18 protein-coding genes are annotated in these 18,834 nt (G+C 66.4%); 2 read left to right on the forward strand and 16 right to left on the reverse strand.

Annotated elements, in window-relative coordinates; translation table 11 throughout:
• Positions 1–22: 22 nt before the first annotated feature.
• The 9 genes from hfq to ndk form a co-directional block, all read right to left on the reverse strand.
• Positions 23–262, reverse strand: coding sequence for an RNA chaperone Hfq (hfq, locus tag DCN14_RS23840; protein WP_006399927.1), 240 nt, complete (start codon positions 260–262; stop codon positions 23–25).
• 141 nt (positions 263–403) lie between these two features.
• Positions 404–1,741, reverse strand: a complete 1,338-nt coding sequence (gene der, locus DCN14_RS23845) for a ribosome biogenesis GTPase Der (protein ID WP_096508761.1) — start codon at positions 1,739–1,741, stop codon at positions 404–406.
• Positions 1,742–1,989: 248 nt separating this feature from the next.
• Positions 1,990–3,135: an outer membrane protein assembly factor BamB gene (bamB, locus tag DCN14_RS23855; protein ID WP_096508760.1), complete on the reverse strand. Its 1,146-nt coding sequence runs from the start codon at positions 3,133–3,135 to the stop codon at positions 1,990–1,992.
• A gap of 40 nt (positions 3,136–3,175) precedes the next feature.
• Complete coding sequence (locus tag DCN14_RS23860) at positions 3,176–3,805, reverse strand: tetratricopeptide repeat protein (RefSeq protein ID WP_096508759.1); 630 nt, start codon at positions 3,803–3,805, stop codon at positions 3,176–3,178.
• Between the two features lie 55 nt (positions 3,806–3,860).
• Entirely contained in the window at positions 3,861–5,201 is a 1,341-nt protein-coding gene (gene hisS, locus DCN14_RS23865) for a histidine--tRNA ligase (protein WP_096508758.1), read from the reverse strand.
• Between the two features lie 16 nt (positions 5,202–5,217).
• Positions 5,218–6,522, reverse strand: coding sequence for a flavodoxin-dependent (E)-4-hydroxy-3-methylbut-2-enyl-diphosphate synthase (gene ispG / locus DCN14_RS23870; RefSeq protein WP_096508757.1), 1,305 nt, complete (start codon positions 6,520–6,522; stop codon positions 5,218–5,220).
• A 106-nt stretch (positions 6,523–6,628) separates the two neighbouring features.
• Entirely contained in the window at positions 6,629–7,615 is a 987-nt protein-coding gene (locus tag DCN14_RS23875) for a helix-turn-helix domain-containing protein (RefSeq protein WP_096508756.1), read from the reverse strand.
• 176 nt (positions 7,616–7,791) lie between these two features.
• Complete coding sequence (gene rlmN, locus DCN14_RS23880) at positions 7,792–8,931, reverse strand: 23S rRNA (adenine(2503)-C(2))-methyltransferase RlmN (protein WP_096508755.1); 1,140 nt, start codon at positions 8,929–8,931, stop codon at positions 7,792–7,794.
• 55 nt (positions 8,932–8,986) lie between these two features.
• Positions 8,987–9,412, reverse strand: coding sequence for a nucleoside-diphosphate kinase (gene ndk / locus DCN14_RS23885; RefSeq protein ID WP_011352265.1), 426 nt, complete (start codon positions 9,410–9,412; stop codon positions 8,987–8,989).
• A 250-nt stretch (positions 9,413–9,662) separates the two neighbouring features.
• Here ndk and DCN14_RS23890 point away from each other — a divergent pair, with 250 nt between their 5' ends.
• Complete coding sequence (locus tag DCN14_RS23890) at positions 9,663–10,361, forward strand: Bax inhibitor-1/YccA family protein (RefSeq protein WP_096508754.1); 699 nt, start codon at positions 9,663–9,665, stop codon at positions 10,359–10,361.
• Positions 10,362–10,426: 65 nt separating this feature from the next.
• Here DCN14_RS23890 and rlmD read toward each other — a convergent pair whose 3' ends face one another.
• Complete coding sequence (gene rlmD / locus DCN14_RS23895) at positions 10,427–11,824, reverse strand: 23S rRNA (uracil(1939)-C(5))-methyltransferase RlmD (RefSeq protein ID WP_096508753.1); 1,398 nt, start codon at positions 11,822–11,824, stop codon at positions 10,427–10,429.
• Between the two features lie 219 nt (positions 11,825–12,043).
• On the opposite strand from rlmD, the gene DCN14_RS23900 reads away from it, so the two are divergent.
• Positions 12,044–12,898 carry an endonuclease/exonuclease/phosphatase family protein gene (locus DCN14_RS23900; protein ID WP_096508752.1) on the forward strand — a complete coding sequence of 285 codons (855 nt, stop codon included), beginning with the start codon at positions 12,044–12,046 and terminating at the stop codon, positions 12,896–12,898.
• A 30-nt stretch (positions 12,899–12,928) separates the two neighbouring features.
• Here DCN14_RS23900 and DCN14_RS23905 read toward each other — a convergent pair whose 3' ends face one another.
• The 6 genes from DCN14_RS23905 to DCN14_RS23930 all read right to left on the reverse strand — a co-directional run bounded on the left by DCN14_RS23905 (position 12,929) and on the right by DCN14_RS23930 (position 18,796).
• The gene (locus tag DCN14_RS23905) at positions 12,929–13,705 is read right to left on the reverse strand and encodes a 3'-5' exonuclease (RefSeq protein WP_096508751.1); all 777 of its coding nucleotides are present in this window, start codon (positions 13,703–13,705) and stop codon (positions 12,929–12,931) included.
• 3 nt (positions 13,706–13,708) lie between these two features.
• Positions 13,709–14,794 (reverse strand): RNA polymerase sigma factor RpoS, encoded by a 1,086-nt coding sequence (rpoS, locus tag DCN14_RS23910; RefSeq protein WP_096508750.1) that lies wholly within the window; start codon positions 14,792–14,794, stop codon positions 13,709–13,711.
• Between the two features lie 11 nt (positions 14,795–14,805).
• Positions 14,806–15,687 (reverse strand): peptidoglycan DD-metalloendopeptidase family protein, encoded by an 882-nt coding sequence (locus tag DCN14_RS23915; RefSeq protein WP_096508749.1) that lies wholly within the window; start codon positions 15,685–15,687, stop codon positions 14,806–14,808.
• Between the two features lie 5 nt (positions 15,688–15,692).
• Positions 15,693–16,610, reverse strand: coding sequence for a protein-L-isoaspartate(D-aspartate) O-methyltransferase (locus tag DCN14_RS23920; protein WP_096508775.1), 918 nt, complete (start codon positions 16,608–16,610; stop codon positions 15,693–15,695).
• Entirely contained in the window at positions 16,607–17,368 is a 762-nt protein-coding gene (gene surE, locus DCN14_RS23925) for a 5'/3'-nucleotidase SurE (protein WP_096508748.1), read from the reverse strand. Before surE ends, DCN14_RS23920 begins: the two co-directional genes overlap by 4 nt.
• Positions 17,369–17,590: 222 nt before the next feature.
• Positions 17,591–18,796: a CaiB/BaiF CoA-transferase family protein gene (locus DCN14_RS23930; protein ID WP_096508747.1), complete on the reverse strand. Its 1,206-nt coding sequence runs from the start codon at positions 18,794–18,796 to the stop codon at positions 17,591–17,593.
• Between the last annotated feature and the right edge of the window lie 38 nt (positions 18,797–18,834).

Consider the following 18,834-nt stretch of genomic DNA (forward strand, 5'->3'; position numbering starts at 1 on the left):
GGGTGCCGGCCGCTGCGATAGGTTAGGACGAGGCTTCCGCGTCCGGGTGGAAATTCACCGGGCGCGCCGGCACGACCGTCGAGATGGCGTGCTTGTAGACCATCTGGGTCACCGTATTACGGAGCAACACGACGTACTGGTCGAACGATTCGATGTTCCCTTGGAGCTTGATGCCGTTGACGAGATAGATCGAAACGGGAACGTGCTCTTTGCGCAGTGCGTTCAAAAACGGGTCTTGTAACAATTGCCCTTTGTTGCTCATGGCGTACTCCATCTTTTTTTGCAGGTTGATCTGGATTGGCGACGAAGAAAAAGAGATCCGGCGCCAATCGCTACACTATAGCCGATTTTGCCTGCCCCGCCCGGGGCCGGGCCATCCGGCCCAGGCCTTGCGGGGCGTGCTTCAGCCCTTGTCCGCGTACGGGTTGTTCGACGAACGGAACTCTATGCGCAATGGAGTCCCGGTCAGTGAGAAAGTTTCGCGGAATCGGTTTTCCAGGTAACGCTTGTACGTTTCCGTCACGGCATCGAGTGCGTTACCGTGGATGACGATCAGCGGCGGATTCTGGCCGCCCTGGTGCGCGTAGCGCAGCTTCGGACGCACCGGGCCGCGACGGCGCGGCTGCTGGAATTCGACGGCCTCGATCAGCGCGCGCGTGAGCTTCGGCGTCGGCAGCTTCGCCATGGCCGCCGCGTATGCGTCGTCGACCGAGCGCATCAGCGCGCCGATGCCCGTCTTCTTCGCGGCCGAAATATAGTGCGACTTCGCGAAGTCGAGGAATTTCAGCTTGCGGGTCAAATCCGCTTTCGCGCGATCGCGTGCGTGATCGTCGAGACCGTCCCACTTGTTGACGCCGATCACGAGCGCACGACCCTGCTCGACGACGAAGCCGGCAATGTGCGCGTCCTGGTCGGAAATGTCCTGCTGCGCATCCAGCAGAAGAATGACGACGTTCGCATCCGAGATGGACTGCAGCGTCTTCACGACCGAGAACTTCTCGATCGCCTCGAACACCTTGCCGCGACGCCGCAGGCCCGCGGTGTCGATCAGCGTATATTTCTTGCCGTTACGTTCGAAGTCGACGTAGATCGAGTCGCGCGTCGTGCCCGGCATGTCGAACGCGATCACGCGGTCCTCGCCGATCAGCGCGTTCACGAGCGTCGACTTGCCGACGTTCGGGCGGCCGACGATCGCGATCTTGATCCCGCGCGACGGATCGTCCTCGTCCGTTTCCTCCGGCTGGCCCGCGTACGCGACTTCCAGCGCCTCGTTGATCATGTCGGTCACGCCGTCGCCATGCGCAGCCGAAATCGCGCGCGGATCGCCGAGCCCGAGCTCGTAGAAGTCCGTCGCGACCGCCGTGTACTTCATCCCCTCGGCCTTGTTGACGACCAGGAAGATCGGCCGGCCGGTCTTGCGCAGGTAATCGGCGATCGACTTGTCCTGCGGCGCGAGGCCGTTGCGGCCGTCGACGATGAACACGACGACGTCGGCTTCCTCGACGGCCTGGCGCGTCTGGCGCGCCATCTCGTGCAGGATGCCGTCCTTCGCGACGGGCTCGAAGCCGCCTGTGTCGACGACCAGGTACGGCCGTGCGCCGACCCGCCCTTCGCCGTAATGGCGATCGCGCGTCAGGCCCGGCAAGTCGGCGACCAGCGCATCGCGCGAGCGCGTGAGCCGGTTGAACAGCGTGGATTTCCCCACATTGGGGCGCCCAACGAGGGCAATGACCGGTTTCATCTGTGTTTTCTACGGTGATGCGCAGCAGCGGGAGGCCCGCTGCTGCGGGCGGCTGCGCTGAATGAAAATATCACGAATTCGCGCCGCGCCGGATGCGCGCGCCGGGCGCGCGTTGCACGCCGTCGTCTTTCGTTTCGAACTGCCTTTCAAATACCGAGCGGCCGGGGACACCGGCCGCCTTCATGTCGCACGACCCGCGGCGCGCGGGACAAGCCCGCCGCGCCGCGGCCGCGCATGTTTCGCGCGCGTCAGCGCGGACGGAACCCGTACAGGCCGCCGTCCTTCGTCTGCACGACGAGCGTGTTGCCCGCAAGGACCGGCGCCGCCGTAATCGCGCTGCCGTCGGTCTTCATCCGTGCGATGAAGCTGCCGTCCTCGCGCGACAGGAAGTGCACGAAGCCCTTGTAGTCGCCCATCACGACGGCATGACCGAGCAGATACGGCACGCCGACGTCGCGGCTCTTCAACTGGTCGTTGCGCCAGAGCTGGTTACCGGTCGTTGCATCGTACGCCGTCACGACCGACCAGTCGTCGCCGCCGGCGACCACCGAATCGTCCTGCGCCAGGCCGCTGCGGCTCGAGAACGCCTTTTCCCACAGCGGGCGACCCGAGTTCGCATCGAAGCAGCCGAGCTGTCCCTGGAACGTGACCGCGCAGGCTTCGGCGCCCACGAGCGTCGGCGGACCGCTGACGTCGTTGATACGCTCGACTTCGGTCACGCCCTTCGGGAACGACACCGGCGTCTGCCAGAACGGCTCGCCCGTCTGCAGGTTGATCGCGACGAGACCGCCGCCGGGGAAGCCCGCCAGCACGGCCGCGTCGCCCGCGAACGTCATGCCGGCCGATACGCGCAGGTTCAGCGGCACCGCGCGGTTGCGGTAGTTCCACTTCTGCTCGCCCGTCTGCGCATCGAACGCGATCACCTGGCCGTCGATCGTGCGAACGATCACGAGGCCGTTGCCCACGAGCGGCGGCGAGAAGATCTCGCCCTGCACGGAGGTCTTCCACAGCTGTTTGCCGTCGGGGCCGAGCACGAACACGCCGCCCTTCAGCGCGCCGACCGCAGTCAGGTTGCCGTCGCTGCCGACGCCGGCGGACAGGTCGGAACCGACCTTCGTGCGCCACAGCGTCTGGCCCGTCTTCGCGTCGATCTTCTCGACCGAACCGTTTTCGCCGGCCGCGTAGACGGCGTCGCCCACGGCTACCGGCGAGAACAGGTAGCGGCCGCCCTTGCCGACGCTTGCCTTCCAGACCTGTTGCACGTCCATGACGGACTTGAACTCGGTGAGCGGCGTCGGCACGCGGCGCGCGTCCTTCGACGACGAGCAGGCCGCCAATGCCAGGACAGCCGCCGCGCAGGCTACGGGCACAGCGTAACGTTTCAGCAAATTCATCGGTTAGCGAAGCAGAGTTAAGAGGTTGAGGGGACCGTGATCAGCCGCCGAGCGCGTCGAGCTTGAACTGCACGAGCTGGCGCGCGGACTGGTCGTCCTTCGACAGGCCGTCGAGCGCGAGCTTGTAAGCGGCGCGCGCATCGTCGGTCTTGCCTTGCGCGACAAGCAGGTCGCCGCGGCGATCCGCCACGAGGCCCTTGAATGCATCGACCGGCGTGCCGGACAGCAGCGCGAGGCCTGCGTCGTACGCCTTCTCGTCGAGCAGCAGCGACGCAAGACGCAGCTTCGCGATCTGCTTGTACTCGTCGTCCTTGGCGTGATCGGCGGCCCATTGCAGCTGCGCCTTCGCGCCTGCCGCGTCGCCGGCCGCATACAGCGTCTTCGCGGCAGCGAGCGCCGCCATCTGCGCATACGGCGTGCTGCCGTACTTGTCTTCCATGTCGGCAGCCGCGCGGGCCATCGTCGCCTTGTCGTTCGCGGCGGCGGCCTTCTGGACCTGCTCGTACAACCCGGAAGCCTCGGCGGCCTGACGGCGCTGCCAGTAGTTCCAGCCGTTGAAACCGGCCGCGACGACCAGCGCCGCGAGCACGATCCACGTGGTGAGGTTGCCCCAGCGGGCCCACCACGCTTTCAGACTTTCAATCGATTCTTGTTCGTCGTGATAACTCATCGGCGAGCGATTCCTTCCTGTTCAAGCCTTTCTTGTCGAGCGAATGCCGGCGCGATCAGTCGTCGCCGTCTTCGGCGGATGCAACCATCGCATTGATTAGGAATTCGGTCAAGCTTTCGACCGGTACGGTCTGCTGAGCGTTCTTTTCCCCTTCCTGGCCCGCACCGCGCAGCGCTTTCACGCCCACCGTGCCGTTCGCCACCTCTTCTTCGCCGAAGATCACCGCGAACGCGGCGCCGCTCGCGTCGGCCCGCTTCATCTGCGACTTGAAGCTTGCCGGCGCGCCGTCGGCGCTGCAGTGGAAAATCACGTCGAGGCCCGTGTCGCGCAGACGCTCGGCCGCAATGAACGCCTGTTCGCGCGCAGTCTCGCCCTGGTGCACGACGTATACGTCGACGCCTTCCTGCTCGGGCGCGAGATCCTCCTCCTTCAGCAGCTCGAGAATGCGCTCGATGCCCATCGCCCAGCCGCATGCGGCGGTCGGCTTGCCGCCGAGCTGCTCGATCAGCGGATCGTAGCGGCCGCCGGCCGCGACCGTACCCTGCGCGCCGAGCTTGTCGGTCACCCACTCGAACACGGTCAGATTGTAGTAATCGAGACCGCGCACGAGACGCGGGTTGATCTTGAACGGGATGTTGTTCGCGAGCAGCAGACGCTGCAGCCCTTCGAAGTGCGCGCGCGACTCGTCGCCGAGGAAGTCGATCAGCTTCGGTGCGTTCTGCGCGATCTCCTGCAGCGCGGGGTTCTTCGTGTCGAGCACGCGCAGCGGGTTCGTATACAGACGGCGCTTCGCGTCCTCGTCGAGCACGTCCGCGAACTGCTCGAGGTACTTGATCAGCTCGACGCGGTGCGCGGCGCGCTCTTCGGCGAGGCCGAGCGAGTTGATCTCGAGCTTGATGCCGGTCAGCCCGAGGTCGTCCCACAGGCGCTGACACATCATGATGATTTCCGCATCCGCATCCGGGCCCGCGAAGCCGAGCGCCTCGACGCCGACCTGATGGAACTGACGGTAGCGGCCGCGCTGCGGACGCTCGTGGCGGAACATCGGGCCGATGTACCACAGGCGCTTCGGGCCGTCGTACAGCATGTTGTGCTCGATCGACGCACGCACGACCGCCGCGGTGTTCTCCGGACGCATCGTCAGGTTCTCGCCGTTCAGCGCGTCGGTGAAGCTGTACATCTCCTTCTCGACGATGTCCGTGACTTCGCCGATGCCGCGCGTGAAGAGCTGCGTATGCTCGACGATCGGCGTGCGGATGTTCTGGTAGCCGTATGCGCGCAGCAGCGATTTCACCGTAGCTTCGAAGAACTCCCACAGGCCGGCATCCTGCGGGAGGATGTCGTTCATGCCTTTGACGCCGGTGAGCTTCTCGATCTTGCGTTTCTGTTCAGTCATCGTGTGTGTGGACGAATTAGTTCAGGGCCGCGGCGCGGCCGTAATTGCGTGCGACGTAGTCGCTGACGATCTGCTGGAATTCCTCGGCGATCCGCTCGCCGCGCAGCGTCTTGACCTTCTCGCCGTCGATGAAGACGGGCGCGGCCGGATTCTCGCCCGAACCCGGCAGGCTGATGCCGATGTTCGCGTGCTTCGACTCGCCCGGGCCGTTGACGATACAGCCCATCACGGCGACGTTCATCTTCTCGACGCCCGGATATTCCTTGCGCCAGGCCGGCATCTGCTCGCGCAGATACGTCTGGATCTGCATCGCGAGTTCCTGGAACAGCGTGCTCGTCGTGCGGCCGCAGCCCGGGCATGCGATCACCATCGGCGCGAACGAGCGCAGGCCCATCGTCTGCAGGATTTCCTGGCCGACGATCACCTCACCGGTGCGCGACGCACCCGGTTCCGGCGTCAGCGAGATGCGGATCGTGTCGCCGATCCCTTCCTGCAGCAGCACGCCGAGCGCGGCCGTCGAGGCGACGATACCCTTCGAGCCCATGCCGGCTTCGGTCAGGCCGAGGTGCAGCGCGAAGCCGCAGCGGCGGCCGAGTTCGCGGTACACGGCGATCAGGTCCTGCACGCCGCTGACCTTGCACGACAGCACGATGCGATCGCGGCCCAGGCCGAGTTCGACCGCGCGCTCGGCCGAGCCGATCGCCGACTGGATCAGCGCCTCGTACATCACGCTCTGCGCATCCCACGGCTGCGAACGCGCGCCGTTCTCGTCCATCATGCGCGCGAGCAGGTCCTGGTCGAGACTGCCCCAGTTCACGCCGATCCGCACCGGCTTGTCATACTTGGCCGCCGCTTCGATCATCTGCGCGAACTGCGTGTCACGCTTCGCGCCCTGGCCGACGTTACCCGGGTTGATCCGGTACTTCGACAGCGACTCCGCGCAGCCCGGATAGTCGCGCAGCAGCAGGTGGCCGTTGTAGTGGAAATCGCCGACGAGCGGGACGGTCACGCCCATCCGGTCGAGCTGCTCACGGATCGCCGGCACGGCGGCCGCGGCCTCGGGCGTGTTGACGGTGATACGCACCAGTTCGGAGCCTGCGTTCGCGAGATCCTTGATCTGGATCGCCGTGCCGATCGCATCGGCCGTGTCGGTGTTCGTCATCGACTGCACGCGCACCGGCGCATCGCCGCCGATCGTCACGAGTTGCCCGCCCCAACGGACATCCACCGCATGCGACACGCGACGCGGCTGATGCCCGCCGAACACCGGCTCGGTTGAACAAATCTGACTGCTGCGTGGGGATTGAGCTTCGGATTGCATCGATAGATCCATTTACGCGGAATGCGCCGCGATGCGGCGCATGAATTGAAAAAGCGCCGTGCCCTCGCGGCCTGTCGGCGACAGGCCTTCGTCACGGCGCTTGACGTCAGGGCAACGTGAACCGCGCCACGTTACCCCGCGCTGCCGAATATTTTGCCGGATCGACGGGCATTCCGTCGAACGCGACCGAGTCGAGGCCGGCCTTGTTGCCGATCGTGACCTTGAACGGCCCGTCGCCTGCGACCTGCTTCGCTTCGCCGGCCCGCACCAGCCCCGAGAACAGCTCCTTGCCGCTCTTGTCGCGCACGCTGAACCAGCTATCCTGCTTCACCTTCAGTTCGATCATCGACTGACCTGCCGCCACCACGACGCTCGCGGGCTGAGCCGGTGCGGCGGCACTTGCCGCGACGACAGGTTGCGACGCAACTGCAGCCGCCGGCGCAGCCGACGCCACCGCTTGCGGCACCACACCGGACGCGACAGCCGCGGCCGGAGCCTCATTGGCGGCCGCCGCCGACGCACCGCTCGCGGCCGCCTCGTCGGCAGACGAGCCCGCAGCGACGCTGGCAGCCGACGCATGCTCGGTATCGCCGCCCTTGAAGCGCGCGAGCCAGCTCGACGAGTCGCCGCCAGTGTGCCACATCAGTACCGCGACCACCGCGACGACGACGATCGCCGTGCCCCACAACCACGGGTGGTGGCGCGACGAGCCGCCAAGCGGAATCGACACGCGGCCGCGCGGCAGATCCGTCCCCGACGACGCGGGCATCGACAGATCGACTTCCGGCGCGCCGCGCTCGCGGCGCAGTGCCTGCGCGAACGGCTCCGGATCGACGCCGAGCATCTTCGCGTAGCTGCGCACGACGCCGATCGCGAACGTCACGCCGGGCAAATGACTGATGTCACCGGCCTCGAGCGCACGCAGCTTCTGCGGGGCGACCTTGAGCCGCGCCGACACGTCGTCGACCGTCCAGCCCTTCGCTTCCCGGAGCTGCGCCAGCCGGCCGCCGACTGCCGCCAGCGTTTCCAGTCCCGCCGGCGCCGGCTGCGCGGCATTCGTCTCTGCGCCGTTTGACGGCTGCGGCTCACTCATCCTTGTCCTCGCGTCGATTCTTCTTCACTGGCGGACGCCGCCGGCTCTTGCCGGCCGGCACCCGCAACCTGTCATACCATGCGCGGCGCCGAGGCGCCGCGACCGATCGCTATTCGCGTGTTGTACCGCCAAAAGATTCGGGCATCCCCGGTCAGGCGCGCCAGCGAGGCGCGCCGTCAAACCGCCCGAACTTCGATGATTTTTGCTGCCGCACCCGTTCGCTCCGCCAGGCGCGTGCGGTCCTTCACGGCGCCGGCCAGCTGGCCGCACGCGGCGTCGATGTCGTCGCCGCGCGTCTTGCGCACGGTCGTGACGACACCCGCGTCGATGAGGACCTGTGCAAAGCGCTTGATCTGCTCCGGCTTCGAGCGGATGAGGCCCGATTCCGGAAACGGGTTGAACGGGATCAGATTGAACTTGCAGGGCACGTCGCGCGTGACGGCCAGCAGTTCGCGCGCATGCGCTTCGGTGTCGTTGACCCCGTCGAGCATGCAGTATTCGAAAGTAATGAAGTCGCGCGGCGCGACTTTCAGATAGCGCTGGCACGCGGCCATCAGCTCGCGCAGCGGATGCTTCTTGTTGAGCGGCACCAGCTCGTCGCGCAGCGCGTCGTTCGGCGCGTGCAGCGATACGGCGAGCGCGACCGGCAATTCGGCGCCGAGGCGGTCCATCATCGGCACCACGCCGGACGTCGACAGCGTGACGCGACGGCGCGACAGGCCGTATGCGTTGTCGTCGAGCATCAGCCGCATCGCGGGCACGACCGCGTTGTAATTCAGCAGCGGCTCGCCCATGCCCATCATCACCACGTTGGTGACGACCCGTTCGGCCTTGCCGTTCGGACCGGGCGCGCGACCGCGCGATGCGCGCAGCGCAAATTCGGCCATGCGGAGCTGGCCGATGATTTCAGCTGTCGACAGGTTGCGGGAGAAGCCCTGCTTGCCCGTCGAGCAGAAGCGGCAGTTGACCGCACACCCGGCCTGCGACGACACGCACAGCGTGCCGCGCGTCTCTTCCGGGATGAACACGGTTTCGACCGCATTGCCGTTTCCGACGTCGATCAGCCACTTGCGCGTGCCGTCGGTGGAAACGTGATCGCTGACGATATCCGGCATCACGATCGACGCGCGGCCCTTGAGCTTTTCTCTCAGGGACTTCGCGAGATCGGTCATGCCGTCGAAATCGCCGGCGTTGTACTGGTGGATCCAGCGCTGCAACTGCTTGGCGCGGAACGGCTTCTCGCCGAGACTGCCGCAGTACGCGACAAGACCCTCGGCATCGAAGTCGAGAAGATTGACGGAAGTTTCGCTCGTCATGATGTGCTGCCTTGCCGCGTGCGCTGAATCCAGCCTACTTGTTGCCAGCCGGAGCTTAGCGCGAGTAGACGTTCATTTCCGGGAAGAAGAACGCAACTTCGACCGCTGCCGTTTCCGCAGCGTCCGAGCCGTGCACGGCGTTCGCGTCGATGCTGTCGGCGAAGTCGGCGCGGATCGTGCCCTTTTCCGCCTTCTTCGGATCCGTCGCGCCCATCAGGTCGCGGTTCTTCAGGATCGCGCCTTCGCCTTCCAGAACCTGGATCATCACCGGGCCCGAGATCATGAAATCGACGAGGTCCTTGAAGAACGGACGTGCTGCGTGCACTGCGTAGAACTTCTCGGCGTCTGCACGCGACAGGTGCGCCATGCGCGATGCGACGATCTTCAGGCCGGCGCCTTCGAAACGACTGTAGATCTGGCCGATCACGTTCTTTGCCACCGCATCCGGCTTGATGATCGACAGGGTGCGCTCGATTGCCATAAAAACTCCAAGAAATTAAGAAGTTACAGGTTCAAATGAATCCGCTATTGTAGCACGATCCCGTGTATCATTGCGATTGAACCCTTACACGAGTGAAAGGTTCCGAATCCATATGTTTTTGCGCTGCCCGGCCATTGAAACCAAGCGGCGCGGAACGTATCTTAGCCATAGCTGCTCCGGTTTGCTGCGCCGCACACCGCGTGCGCCGAACCGGCCCCGGACGCCCATGCGTTCAATGTTAGGAGAAACCATGAACGACTATCCGTACAATTTCGGCCGCGGCGGCTCCGTCAGCACCGCGGAGGTTCGCAACCGCGTGCTGCGGAACACGTACTGGCTGCTCGCGCTGTCGATGATTCCGACGGTGCTGGGGGCATGGGTGGGCGTCGCGACGGGCTTCTCGCTGTTCGCGGCCACGAGCCCGATGATGAGCCTGCTCGCGTTCTTCGCGATCGCGTTCGGCTTCATGTTCGCGATCGAACGGACGAAAAACAGCGCGGCCGGCGTGTTCGTGCTGCTCGGCTTCACGTTCTTCATGGGCCTGATGCTGTCGCGCCTGCTGAGCTTCATCCTCGGCTTCTCGAACGGCCCGTCGCTGATCATGCTCGCGTTCGGCGGCACCGGCATCATCTTCGCCGCGATGGCCACGATTGCCACGGTCAGCAAGCGCGATTTCTCGGGCCTCGGCAAGTGGCTGTTCATGGGCGTGATCGTGATCCTGCTCGCGTCGGTCGCGAACATGTTCCTGCACCTGCCGGCACTGATGCTCACCGTGTCGGTGCTCGCGATCGCGATCTTCTCGGCCTACATGCTGTTCGACGTCCAGCGCGTCGTGAACGGCGGCGAGACGAACTACATCTCGGCCACGCTCGCGATCTACCTCGACCTGTACAACGTGTTCACGAACCTGCTCGCGCTGCTCGGCATCTTCGGCGGCAACCGCAACTGACGCTCGCTGCGCCCCAAGAAAAAACCGGCCCTCGGGCCGGTTTTTTTTACGTCCGCCGCCGGGCTTCAGTCGCGCTCGAACAGCGCGATCGATTCGACGTGCGACGTATTCGGGAACATGTTCACGACCCCCGCGCCCTTCAGCCGGTAGCCGGCCTCGTGCACGAGCAGGCCTGCGTCGCGCGCAAGCGTCGACGGATTGCACGATACGTAGACGATGCGCTTCGGCAGCGGGCCTTCGCCGCTCTGTGCGATTTCGGCCAGCGCCTTCGACACCGCCAGCGCACCTTCGCGCGGCGGATCGATCAGGAACTTGTCGAATGCGCCGAGCGCGCGGATGTCGTCGCCCGTCACTTCGAACAGGTTCCGGCATGCGAACGTCGTATGCCCGTCCACGCCGTTCTCGCGCGCATTCGCGAGCGCGCGCGTCGTCAGCGTTTCGCTGCCTTCGATGCCCATCACCTCGCGCGACAGGCGCGCGAGCGGCAGCGTGAAGTTGCCGATCCCGCAGAACAGGTCGAGCACGCGATCGTCCCGCGACGGCGCGAGCAGGCGCAGCGCGCGGCCCACCAGCACACGGTTGATCTGATGATTGACCTGCGTGAAGTCGGTCGGCTTGAACGGCATGCGGATGCCGAACTCCGGCAGCGTGTAGTCGAGCGGCACGTCGAGCGGATAGAACGGCGTCACCGTGTCCGGGCCCTTCGGCTGCAGCCAGAACTGCACCTTGTGCTCGTCCGCGAACGCACGCAGCAGCGCTTCGTCGTCCGCATTGATCGGCTCCAGCACGCGCAGCACGAGCGCCGTGACCTCCGAACCCACCGCGAGCTCGATCTGCGGCATCCGGTCGCGGATCGACAGCCCCTCGACGAGCCGGCGCAGCGGCACGAGCATCGCCGACACATGCGGCGGCAGCACCTCGCAGCTCGTCATGTCGGCGACGTAGCTGCTCTTCTTCTCATGGAAGCCGACCAGCACGCCGCCCTTCTTCGCGACGTTGCGCACGGTCAGGCGCGCACGGTAGCGGTAGCCCCACGACGGGCCGTGGATCGGCGCGAACATCGTCTCGGCGCGCAGCTTCGACAGGTGCCAGAGGTTGTCCTCGAGCACGCGCTGCTTGATCGCGACCTGCGCGCGCATGTCGAGATGCTGCATCGAGCAGCCGCCGCAGGTGCCGAAGAACGTGCATTTCGGCTGCGTACGCATCACGCTCGGGCGCAGAATGTCGACAACGGTCGCCTGCTCGTAGCTCGGCTTGCGGCGATAGCTCGAATAGGTCACGCGCTCGCCGGGCAGCGCGCCTTCGACGAAGATGACCTTGCCCGGCGTGCCGTCCTCGGTCGCCGTGCGGCCGACACCGCGCGCGTCCATGTCGAGCGATTCGATCTCGAGAACCGGGGCGGGCCCGGGCGCGACGGGCGCATTTTTCGATTTGCGCGCAGAAGTGGGGACGGCTTCGGACACCAGCTTTTCCTGACAAAACGTTGAAGAAGGCGAGATTGTAGACGACGCAGGCCCGCATCGCCTGCTTTCGTGGCGCAAGCGTCGATACTGACGCGCCTAGCGGCCGGCCGGTGCTCGGCCGGGCATGCCGGCAGCACCCGTACCCCGCACGCGGGCGCGCCGTCCAACGCCCTATCGTGCAAACCGAAGGTACGCATTCTGCCCGCAGGAGGCTCGACCATGCGACTGATCGACTGGAACATTCAATGGGGTCGGGACGCGGACGGCGTCGTCGACCTCCCGCGCACCATCGCCGCCGCCCGCCGGCTCGGCGACTTCGACGTGCTGTGTCTGCAGGAGGTCACGCGCGGTTTCGGCACCCTGCCCGGCCAGCCCGGCCCCGACCAGTTCGCGGAGCTGGCGGCGTTGCTGCCCGGCCATACGATCGTCGAGGCGATCGGTGCCGATCTGCCGGCGCCCGAGCCCGGCGCACCGCGCCGTCAGTTCGGCAATGCAATCGCGACCCGTCTGCCGGTCGGGCGCGTGCTGCGTCAGTGGCTGCCGTGGCCGGCCGACGCCGGCGCACCGTCGATGCCGCGCGTCGCGCTCGACGTCGAAATCGAAACGCGGTCGGGGCCGCTGCGGGTCGTCACGACACACCTGGAATACTATTCGGCGCGGCAGCGGCTTGCGCAGGTCGACGCATTGCGCGCGCGGCACCGCGAAGCATGCGCCCACGCCGATCGGCCCGCGCCGGCGGAAAACGCGGCGGGACCGTTCACGTCGACACGCCAGCCGCGCGATGCGATCGTCTGCGGCGACTTCAACAGTGCATTCGACAGCGACGCATACAGGCGCTTTCTCGAGCCGAACGCCGACGCGCCGGCGTTCGTCGACGCATGGGTTGCACGCCATCCCGGCTGCACGCCGCCGCCGACGGCCGGCGTCTACGACACGGTGCAATGGTCGGACGGCCCGCTCGCGTGCGACTTCGTGTTCGTCACCGAGACACTGCTGCCGCGCGTCACGCGCTGCGAGATCGACGGCGACACGCGCGCGTCGGATCACCAGCCGGTCGTGCTCGAACTCGATTGATCGCGAGGGCGATGGCGCGGCCTGCTCGCGTCATGCGTCGAACGCGCCCAGGTATTCGGCCCAGTGTGCCGCCGGCTCCTGCGCGAGCGAATTCTTCACGAGCAGGATTTCGTCCGCGTACTCGCTCGGGGTCAGGCCGCCACGCATCAGCTGGAAGCGGCAATACAGCAGATACGTATTGACGACGTCGGTTTCGCAGTAGTTGCGGATCTCCTCGATCCGTCCTTCCTGGAACGCCGCCCACACCTGGCTGCCGTCCATCCCGAGCTTGCCCGGGAAGCCGCACAGTTTCGCGAGCGCGTCGAGCGGCGCATTGGCGCGCGCCTGATACATCGCGAGCACGTCCATCAGATCGGTATGACGCGAGTGATAGCGCGAGATGTAGTTGTTCCACTTGAATTCGCGGTCGTCCTCGCCGAGATCCCAGTAGCGGGTCGCGGGGATCCCGTGCACGAGCGCACGGTAATGGAGCACCGGCAGATCGAAGCCGCCGCCGTTCCACGACACGAGTTGCGGCGTGTATTTCTCGATCACGCGGTAGAACGACTGGACCAGCGCCGCCTCGTTGTCCTGAGGCGTACCGAGCGAGCGCACGCGAAAGCCGTTGTTGTCGCGGAACACGCAGGAGATCGCCGCGATGCGCTGCAGGTAGTGCGGCAGGAAATCGCCGCCGGTCTTCTCGCGGCGCGCGGCGAATGCATGTTCGGCCACCGCGGCATCGTCGAGCGTCGCGGGCAGGTTTTCAAGACGGCGAATGCCGTCGACATCGGGAATGGTCTCGATGTCAAAAACGAGAATCGGAGTCATCAGTTACAGAACGGCGTCCTTGCGCACGCCATTGGAGGCAAAGAACCGCTTGAGGCGCACCAGCGCTTCCTGCTGGATCTGCCGCACGCGCTCGCGCGTGAGCCCCATCTCGTCGGCCAGCTCCTCGAGCGTGGCCGGCTCGATGTGATTCAGGCCGAAGCGGCGCTCGATCACGTGCCGGTGCTTGTCGGACAACCGCGACAGCCACGCGCGCGTGAGCGTCTCGAGCTCGCGGTGCTGCACTTCGGCGTCGGGCGACTGGCTCTGGTCGTCGGGCAGCAGGTCGAGCAGACTGCTCGCGGGATCGAGATCGAGCGGCGCGTCGAGCGATGCGGTGTGCTCGTTGAGCGCGAGGATGTCGGTGACTTCCTCGGCGGTCTTGCCGGTGAGGTAGGCGATGTCGTCGATGCTGGCTTCGCGGCGCTCGGCCGCCTCGCCCGTCGACATCGAATTCTTTTCGAGGTGGCGCTTCGCGCGCAGCACCTGGTTCAGTTCGCGGATCACGTGCACGGGCAGCCGCACGGTCCGGGCCTGGTTCATGATCGCCCGTTCGATGCTCTGCCGGATCCACCACGTCGCATAGGTGGAGAAGCGAAAGCCGCGTGTCGGGTCGAATTTCTCGATCGCATGCATCAGGCCGAGGTTGCCTTCCTCGATCAGGTCGAGCAGCGGCACGCCACGGTTCAGGTAGCCCTTCGCGATGCTGACGACCAGCCGCAGGTTGCGCTCGATCATCACCTGCCGTGCCTCGAATTCGCCGGCCTTCGCGAGACGGGAATAGCGCTGCTCCTCCTCGACGGTCAGGAGCGGCTTCACGCTGATGCGGTTCAGGTAATGCTGGATCGTATCGGCCGTGAGCTCGGCCTGCAGCAATGCGCGGAAATCGTCGACGTCGGGCGCCGGCTCCGCGCGCTCCTCGCGATCGTCGCCACCGTCCGCATCGGCGTCGCGTGCCTCGACATCACGTTCGTTTTCCGCGACGTCGTCTTCGTCGTCCGTCGAAGCGCCACTTCGCTCCACCGATGCTTGCGTGGCACGACTGATCTTCTCAGACTCGGCTTGCGGCTCGTGGCGCTTCGATTTCGGCATGGTCGTCTCGGTTATTGAGGCGGCAAATACTTCAGCGGATCGACAGGCTTACCCTGCCGGCGAACCTCGAAATGCAGCATCACGCGGTCGGAATCGCTGTTCCCCATCTCGGCGATCTTCTGCCCCTTCGTCACCGCGTCCCCCTCTTTTACCATCAAAGCGCGATTGTGTGCATACGCCGTGAGGTAAGTTGCATCGTGTTTGATGATAATGAGGTTGCCGTAGCCACGCAGGCCGTTGCCCGAGTAGACAACGCGGCCGTCGGCCGCCGCCTTCACGGCCTCGCCGGCCGTGCCGCCGATATTGATGCCCTTGTTCTTCGCGTCGTCGAAACTGTTCAGCACCGGGCCGCGCGCCGGCCACGAGAACGTGACGGGGCCGCTCGGCGCGGCTGCCGTATCGCTCGATGCGGCGGCAGGCGGCGGCGTGATCGCGGACGACGTGCCGGCAGCCGGCGCCGCAGGGCCGCTGCTCAGCGGTGCGGTTGCCACGGCTGCGCCGCCGATCGGCGCGGCAACCGGCACACCGGCGGTCGCGGTGCCGCCCGGCGGCGCGACGCGCAGCAGCTGGTCGACTTCGATCTGGTTCGGGTTCGCCAGGTTGTTCCACGTGGCGATGTCGCGATAGTTCTGCCCGTTCTCGAGCGCGATCCGGTACAGCGTGTCGCCCGGCTTCACACGGTAGAAGCCAGGCGGCGGCGGGCCGAGCGGCACTGCCGGCTGCGCGGCAGCGGTCGTGCCGAGCGTACCGGAGCGGTCGACGACAGGCGCGTTGTCGAGCCGCGTCGCACAGGCGGCCAGAAGCGTGGAGAACGCAGCAACACAGATCGCGCGCTGCGCGAACGTGAGCGGTTCCCTGGATCGGTTGTTTTGCATCGCGCGCAACATACTCATCGGTTTCAAATCACTCCGGATTTTAAAGGGACAAAGAAAACGCGATCAAGCCGTGACTCCCGCCATTGCGCGTGCGCGACGCGCTCGACGAGCGTGAGCACCTGGGACTGCCCGCTTTGCGCGCCCACCGGCGCGACGAGCCGCCCGCCGATCGCGAGCTGCTCGAGCAGCGCCTGCGGCACGTCGAGCCCCGCCGCCGCGATCACGATCGCGTCGAACGGGGCCGCGGACGGCAGGCCGACACGCCCGTCGCCGTAATGCAGACGGATGTTCGGCACGCGCAGCGGCCGCAGGTTCAGCTTCGCGCGCTCATAGAGCGGCTTGATGCGTTCAATCGAATACACGTCGCGTGCCACATGGCTCAGCACGGCGGCCTGGTAGCCGCAACCCGTGCCGATCTCGAGGACGCGCTCGAGCGTGCGGCCGGCCATTGCGAGCTCGATCATGCGCGCAACGACCGACGGCTTTGAAATCGTCTGCTGGTGGCCGATCGGCAACGCGGAATCCTCGTAGGCCTGCGTCGCGAGCCCCGGATCCACGAACATGTGACGCGGCACCGCGGCCATCGCATCCAGCACGCGCGCGTCGGTCACGCCGTTCGCGCGCAGGCGTTCGACCATGCGCTCGCGAACACGTTCCGACGTCAATGCAAACGCACCGGCCGGCGCGACGCTCGGCGCGGCCGGCTTCGGCATCGCGGGCTTCAGCACGGTCGGTTTCGGTGCGCTCGCCGGCTTCGCCGACGTCGCGCGGGCCACGCTCGTATTCACCACAACCGGCTTCGGCACGGCCGCGGGCTTGTCGGCGGCCTTCGGCATCGCGATCGCGGCATGGCGTTCGCCGGCCCGGCCGTCCGATTTGCGTGGCGCTCGCTTGAGATCTTCGAGCGCGAGCGGGAACCGCTTCGCGCGCTCGCCGCTCATGAAGCCCGCCCGCCTGCGCGCGCCCATTCGCGCGTTGCAGGCAGCATTTGCGTATGCGTGAGATCGAGCTGCAGTGGCGTGATCGACACGAAACCGTTGGCTACGGCGTGAAAATCGGTGCCCTCGCTCGCGTCCAGCGCCGCGCCCGCGGCACCGATCCAGTAGATCGGCTCGCCACGCGGGTCGGTCTGGCGAATCACCGGCTGCGACGGATGACGCTTGCCGAGGCGCGTGACCTTCCAGCCTTTCAGTGCGTCGTACGGCAGATTCGGGATGTTGACGTTCAGCAGCGGCTGGCCCGGCAGCGGATGCGCGAGATAGTGCCCGGCGATTTCCGCGGCGACGCGCGCGGCGTCCGCCAGATGGGCCCAGCCCTTGTCGACCAGCGAGAACGCGATGGCCGGCACGCCGAACATGATGCCTTCGGTGGCGGCTGCAACTGTCCCTGAATAGAGCGTGTCTTCGCCCATGTTCTGGCCGTTGTTGATGCCCGAAACGACGAGGTCCGGCCTCGCGTCGGCCATGCCCGTCAACGCGACGTGCACCGAATCGGTCGGCGTGCCGTTCACGTAGAAGAAACCCGTATTGGCCGCGCGCTGCACCGACAGCGGGCGCGACAGCGTGAGGGAATTCGATGCGCCGCTGCAGTTCTGCTCGGGCGCGATCACCGTGAGGTCGGCCAGCGGCTGCAGCGCTTCGCTGAGCGCGGCGAGACCGGGGGCGAGATAGCCGTCGTCGTTGCTGAGTAGGATTCGCATCCGGCGATTGTAACCGAGGAAAGATGGCGCGAGAGCGACAGTCCGGCGGCTGCGGACGAGCCGGCATGCACGGTCGGGCACGGCGCGCCGCCGCACTGCGCGGCCGCGTTCCGCGCGCTCAGGGAAACGCCGCGCCGCCCCGGGTTTGCCACCGCGAGGGACGCCCCGGCGAGGGGGCGCTCCGGCGACAGGCCCGGCGCCAACCGCCGAGGCGCGCGGCGCTCAAATCGCGCCGGCGTCGCGCAGCGCGGCAATCGCCTGCGCGTCGTAGCCGAGGCCGCGCAGCACCTCGTCCGTATGCTCGCCGAGCTCGGGCCCGAGCCAGCGCGTTTCGCCCGGCGTGTCGGACAGTTTCGGCGTGATGTTCGGCAGCGGAATGTCAGTGCCGTCAGCCAGTTTGAAACGCTGGATCATCTGCCGCGCGACGAACTGCGGATCGGTGAACATGTCGGCGGCGCTATAGATGCGCCCGGCCGGCACGTCGGCCGCATTGAGCACGACGAGCGCTTCGTCGATCGTGCGCGGTGCGAGCCATGCGGCGATCGCTCCGTCGATTTCCTGTGTGCGCGGCACGCGCCCGTCGTTCCGCGCGAGTGCAGGATCGTCGGCGAGATCGTCGCGCTCGATCGCCTTCATCAACCGCTTGAAGATCGGGTCGCTGTTGCCGCCGATCACGATGCTGCCGTCGCGGCACGCATAGGTGTTCGATGGCACGATGCCCGGCAGCGACGCACCGGTACGCTCGCGCACCATCCCGTACACGCCGTACTCGGGCACGACGCTTTCCATCATGTTGAATACGGCTTCATACAGCGCAACGTCGACCACCTGCCCCGCGCCGCCGTTGACCTTGCGATGGTGAAGCGCCATCAGCGCGCCGATCACGCCATGCAGCGCGGCGATCGAATCGCCGATCGAAATGCCGATGCGCGGCGGCGGCAGATCCGGATAGCCGGTGATGTGGCGCAATCCGCCCATCGATTCGGCAATCGCGCCGAAGCCCGGCCGGTCGCGGTACGGGCCCGTCTGCCCGTAACCGGACAGGCGCACCATCACGAGGCCGGGGTTGTCGGCCGACAGCACGTCGTAGCCGAGGCCGAGCTTCTCGAGCAGGCCCGGGCGGAAGTTCTCGATCACGATGTCGGCCTCGCTCGCGAGTTGCCGCGCGATCGCCTTGCCGGCATCGGATTTCAGGTTGAGCGTGACGGACTTCTTGTTGCGCGCCTGGACCGACCACCACAGCGACGTGCCGCCCTGCTCCGGATGCAGCTTGCGCCATTTGCGCAGCGGGTCGCCGCCGTTCGGATCCTCGATCTTGATCACTTCCGCGCCGAATTCGGCAAAGAGGCGCGACGCGAACGGCCCCGCGATCAGCGTCCCGAATTCGAGCACTTTGACGCCCGCGAGCGGGCCCTGGCTGGTGCTCATGTGTCTCCCTGACATGAGGAACGGCGCCGCCGGCCGGC

It is taken from the genome of Burkholderia sp. IDO3 (genome assembly GCF_003366075.1).
GTDB lineage: Bacteria > Pseudomonadota > Gammaproteobacteria > Burkholderiales > Burkholderiaceae > Burkholderia > Burkholderia anthina.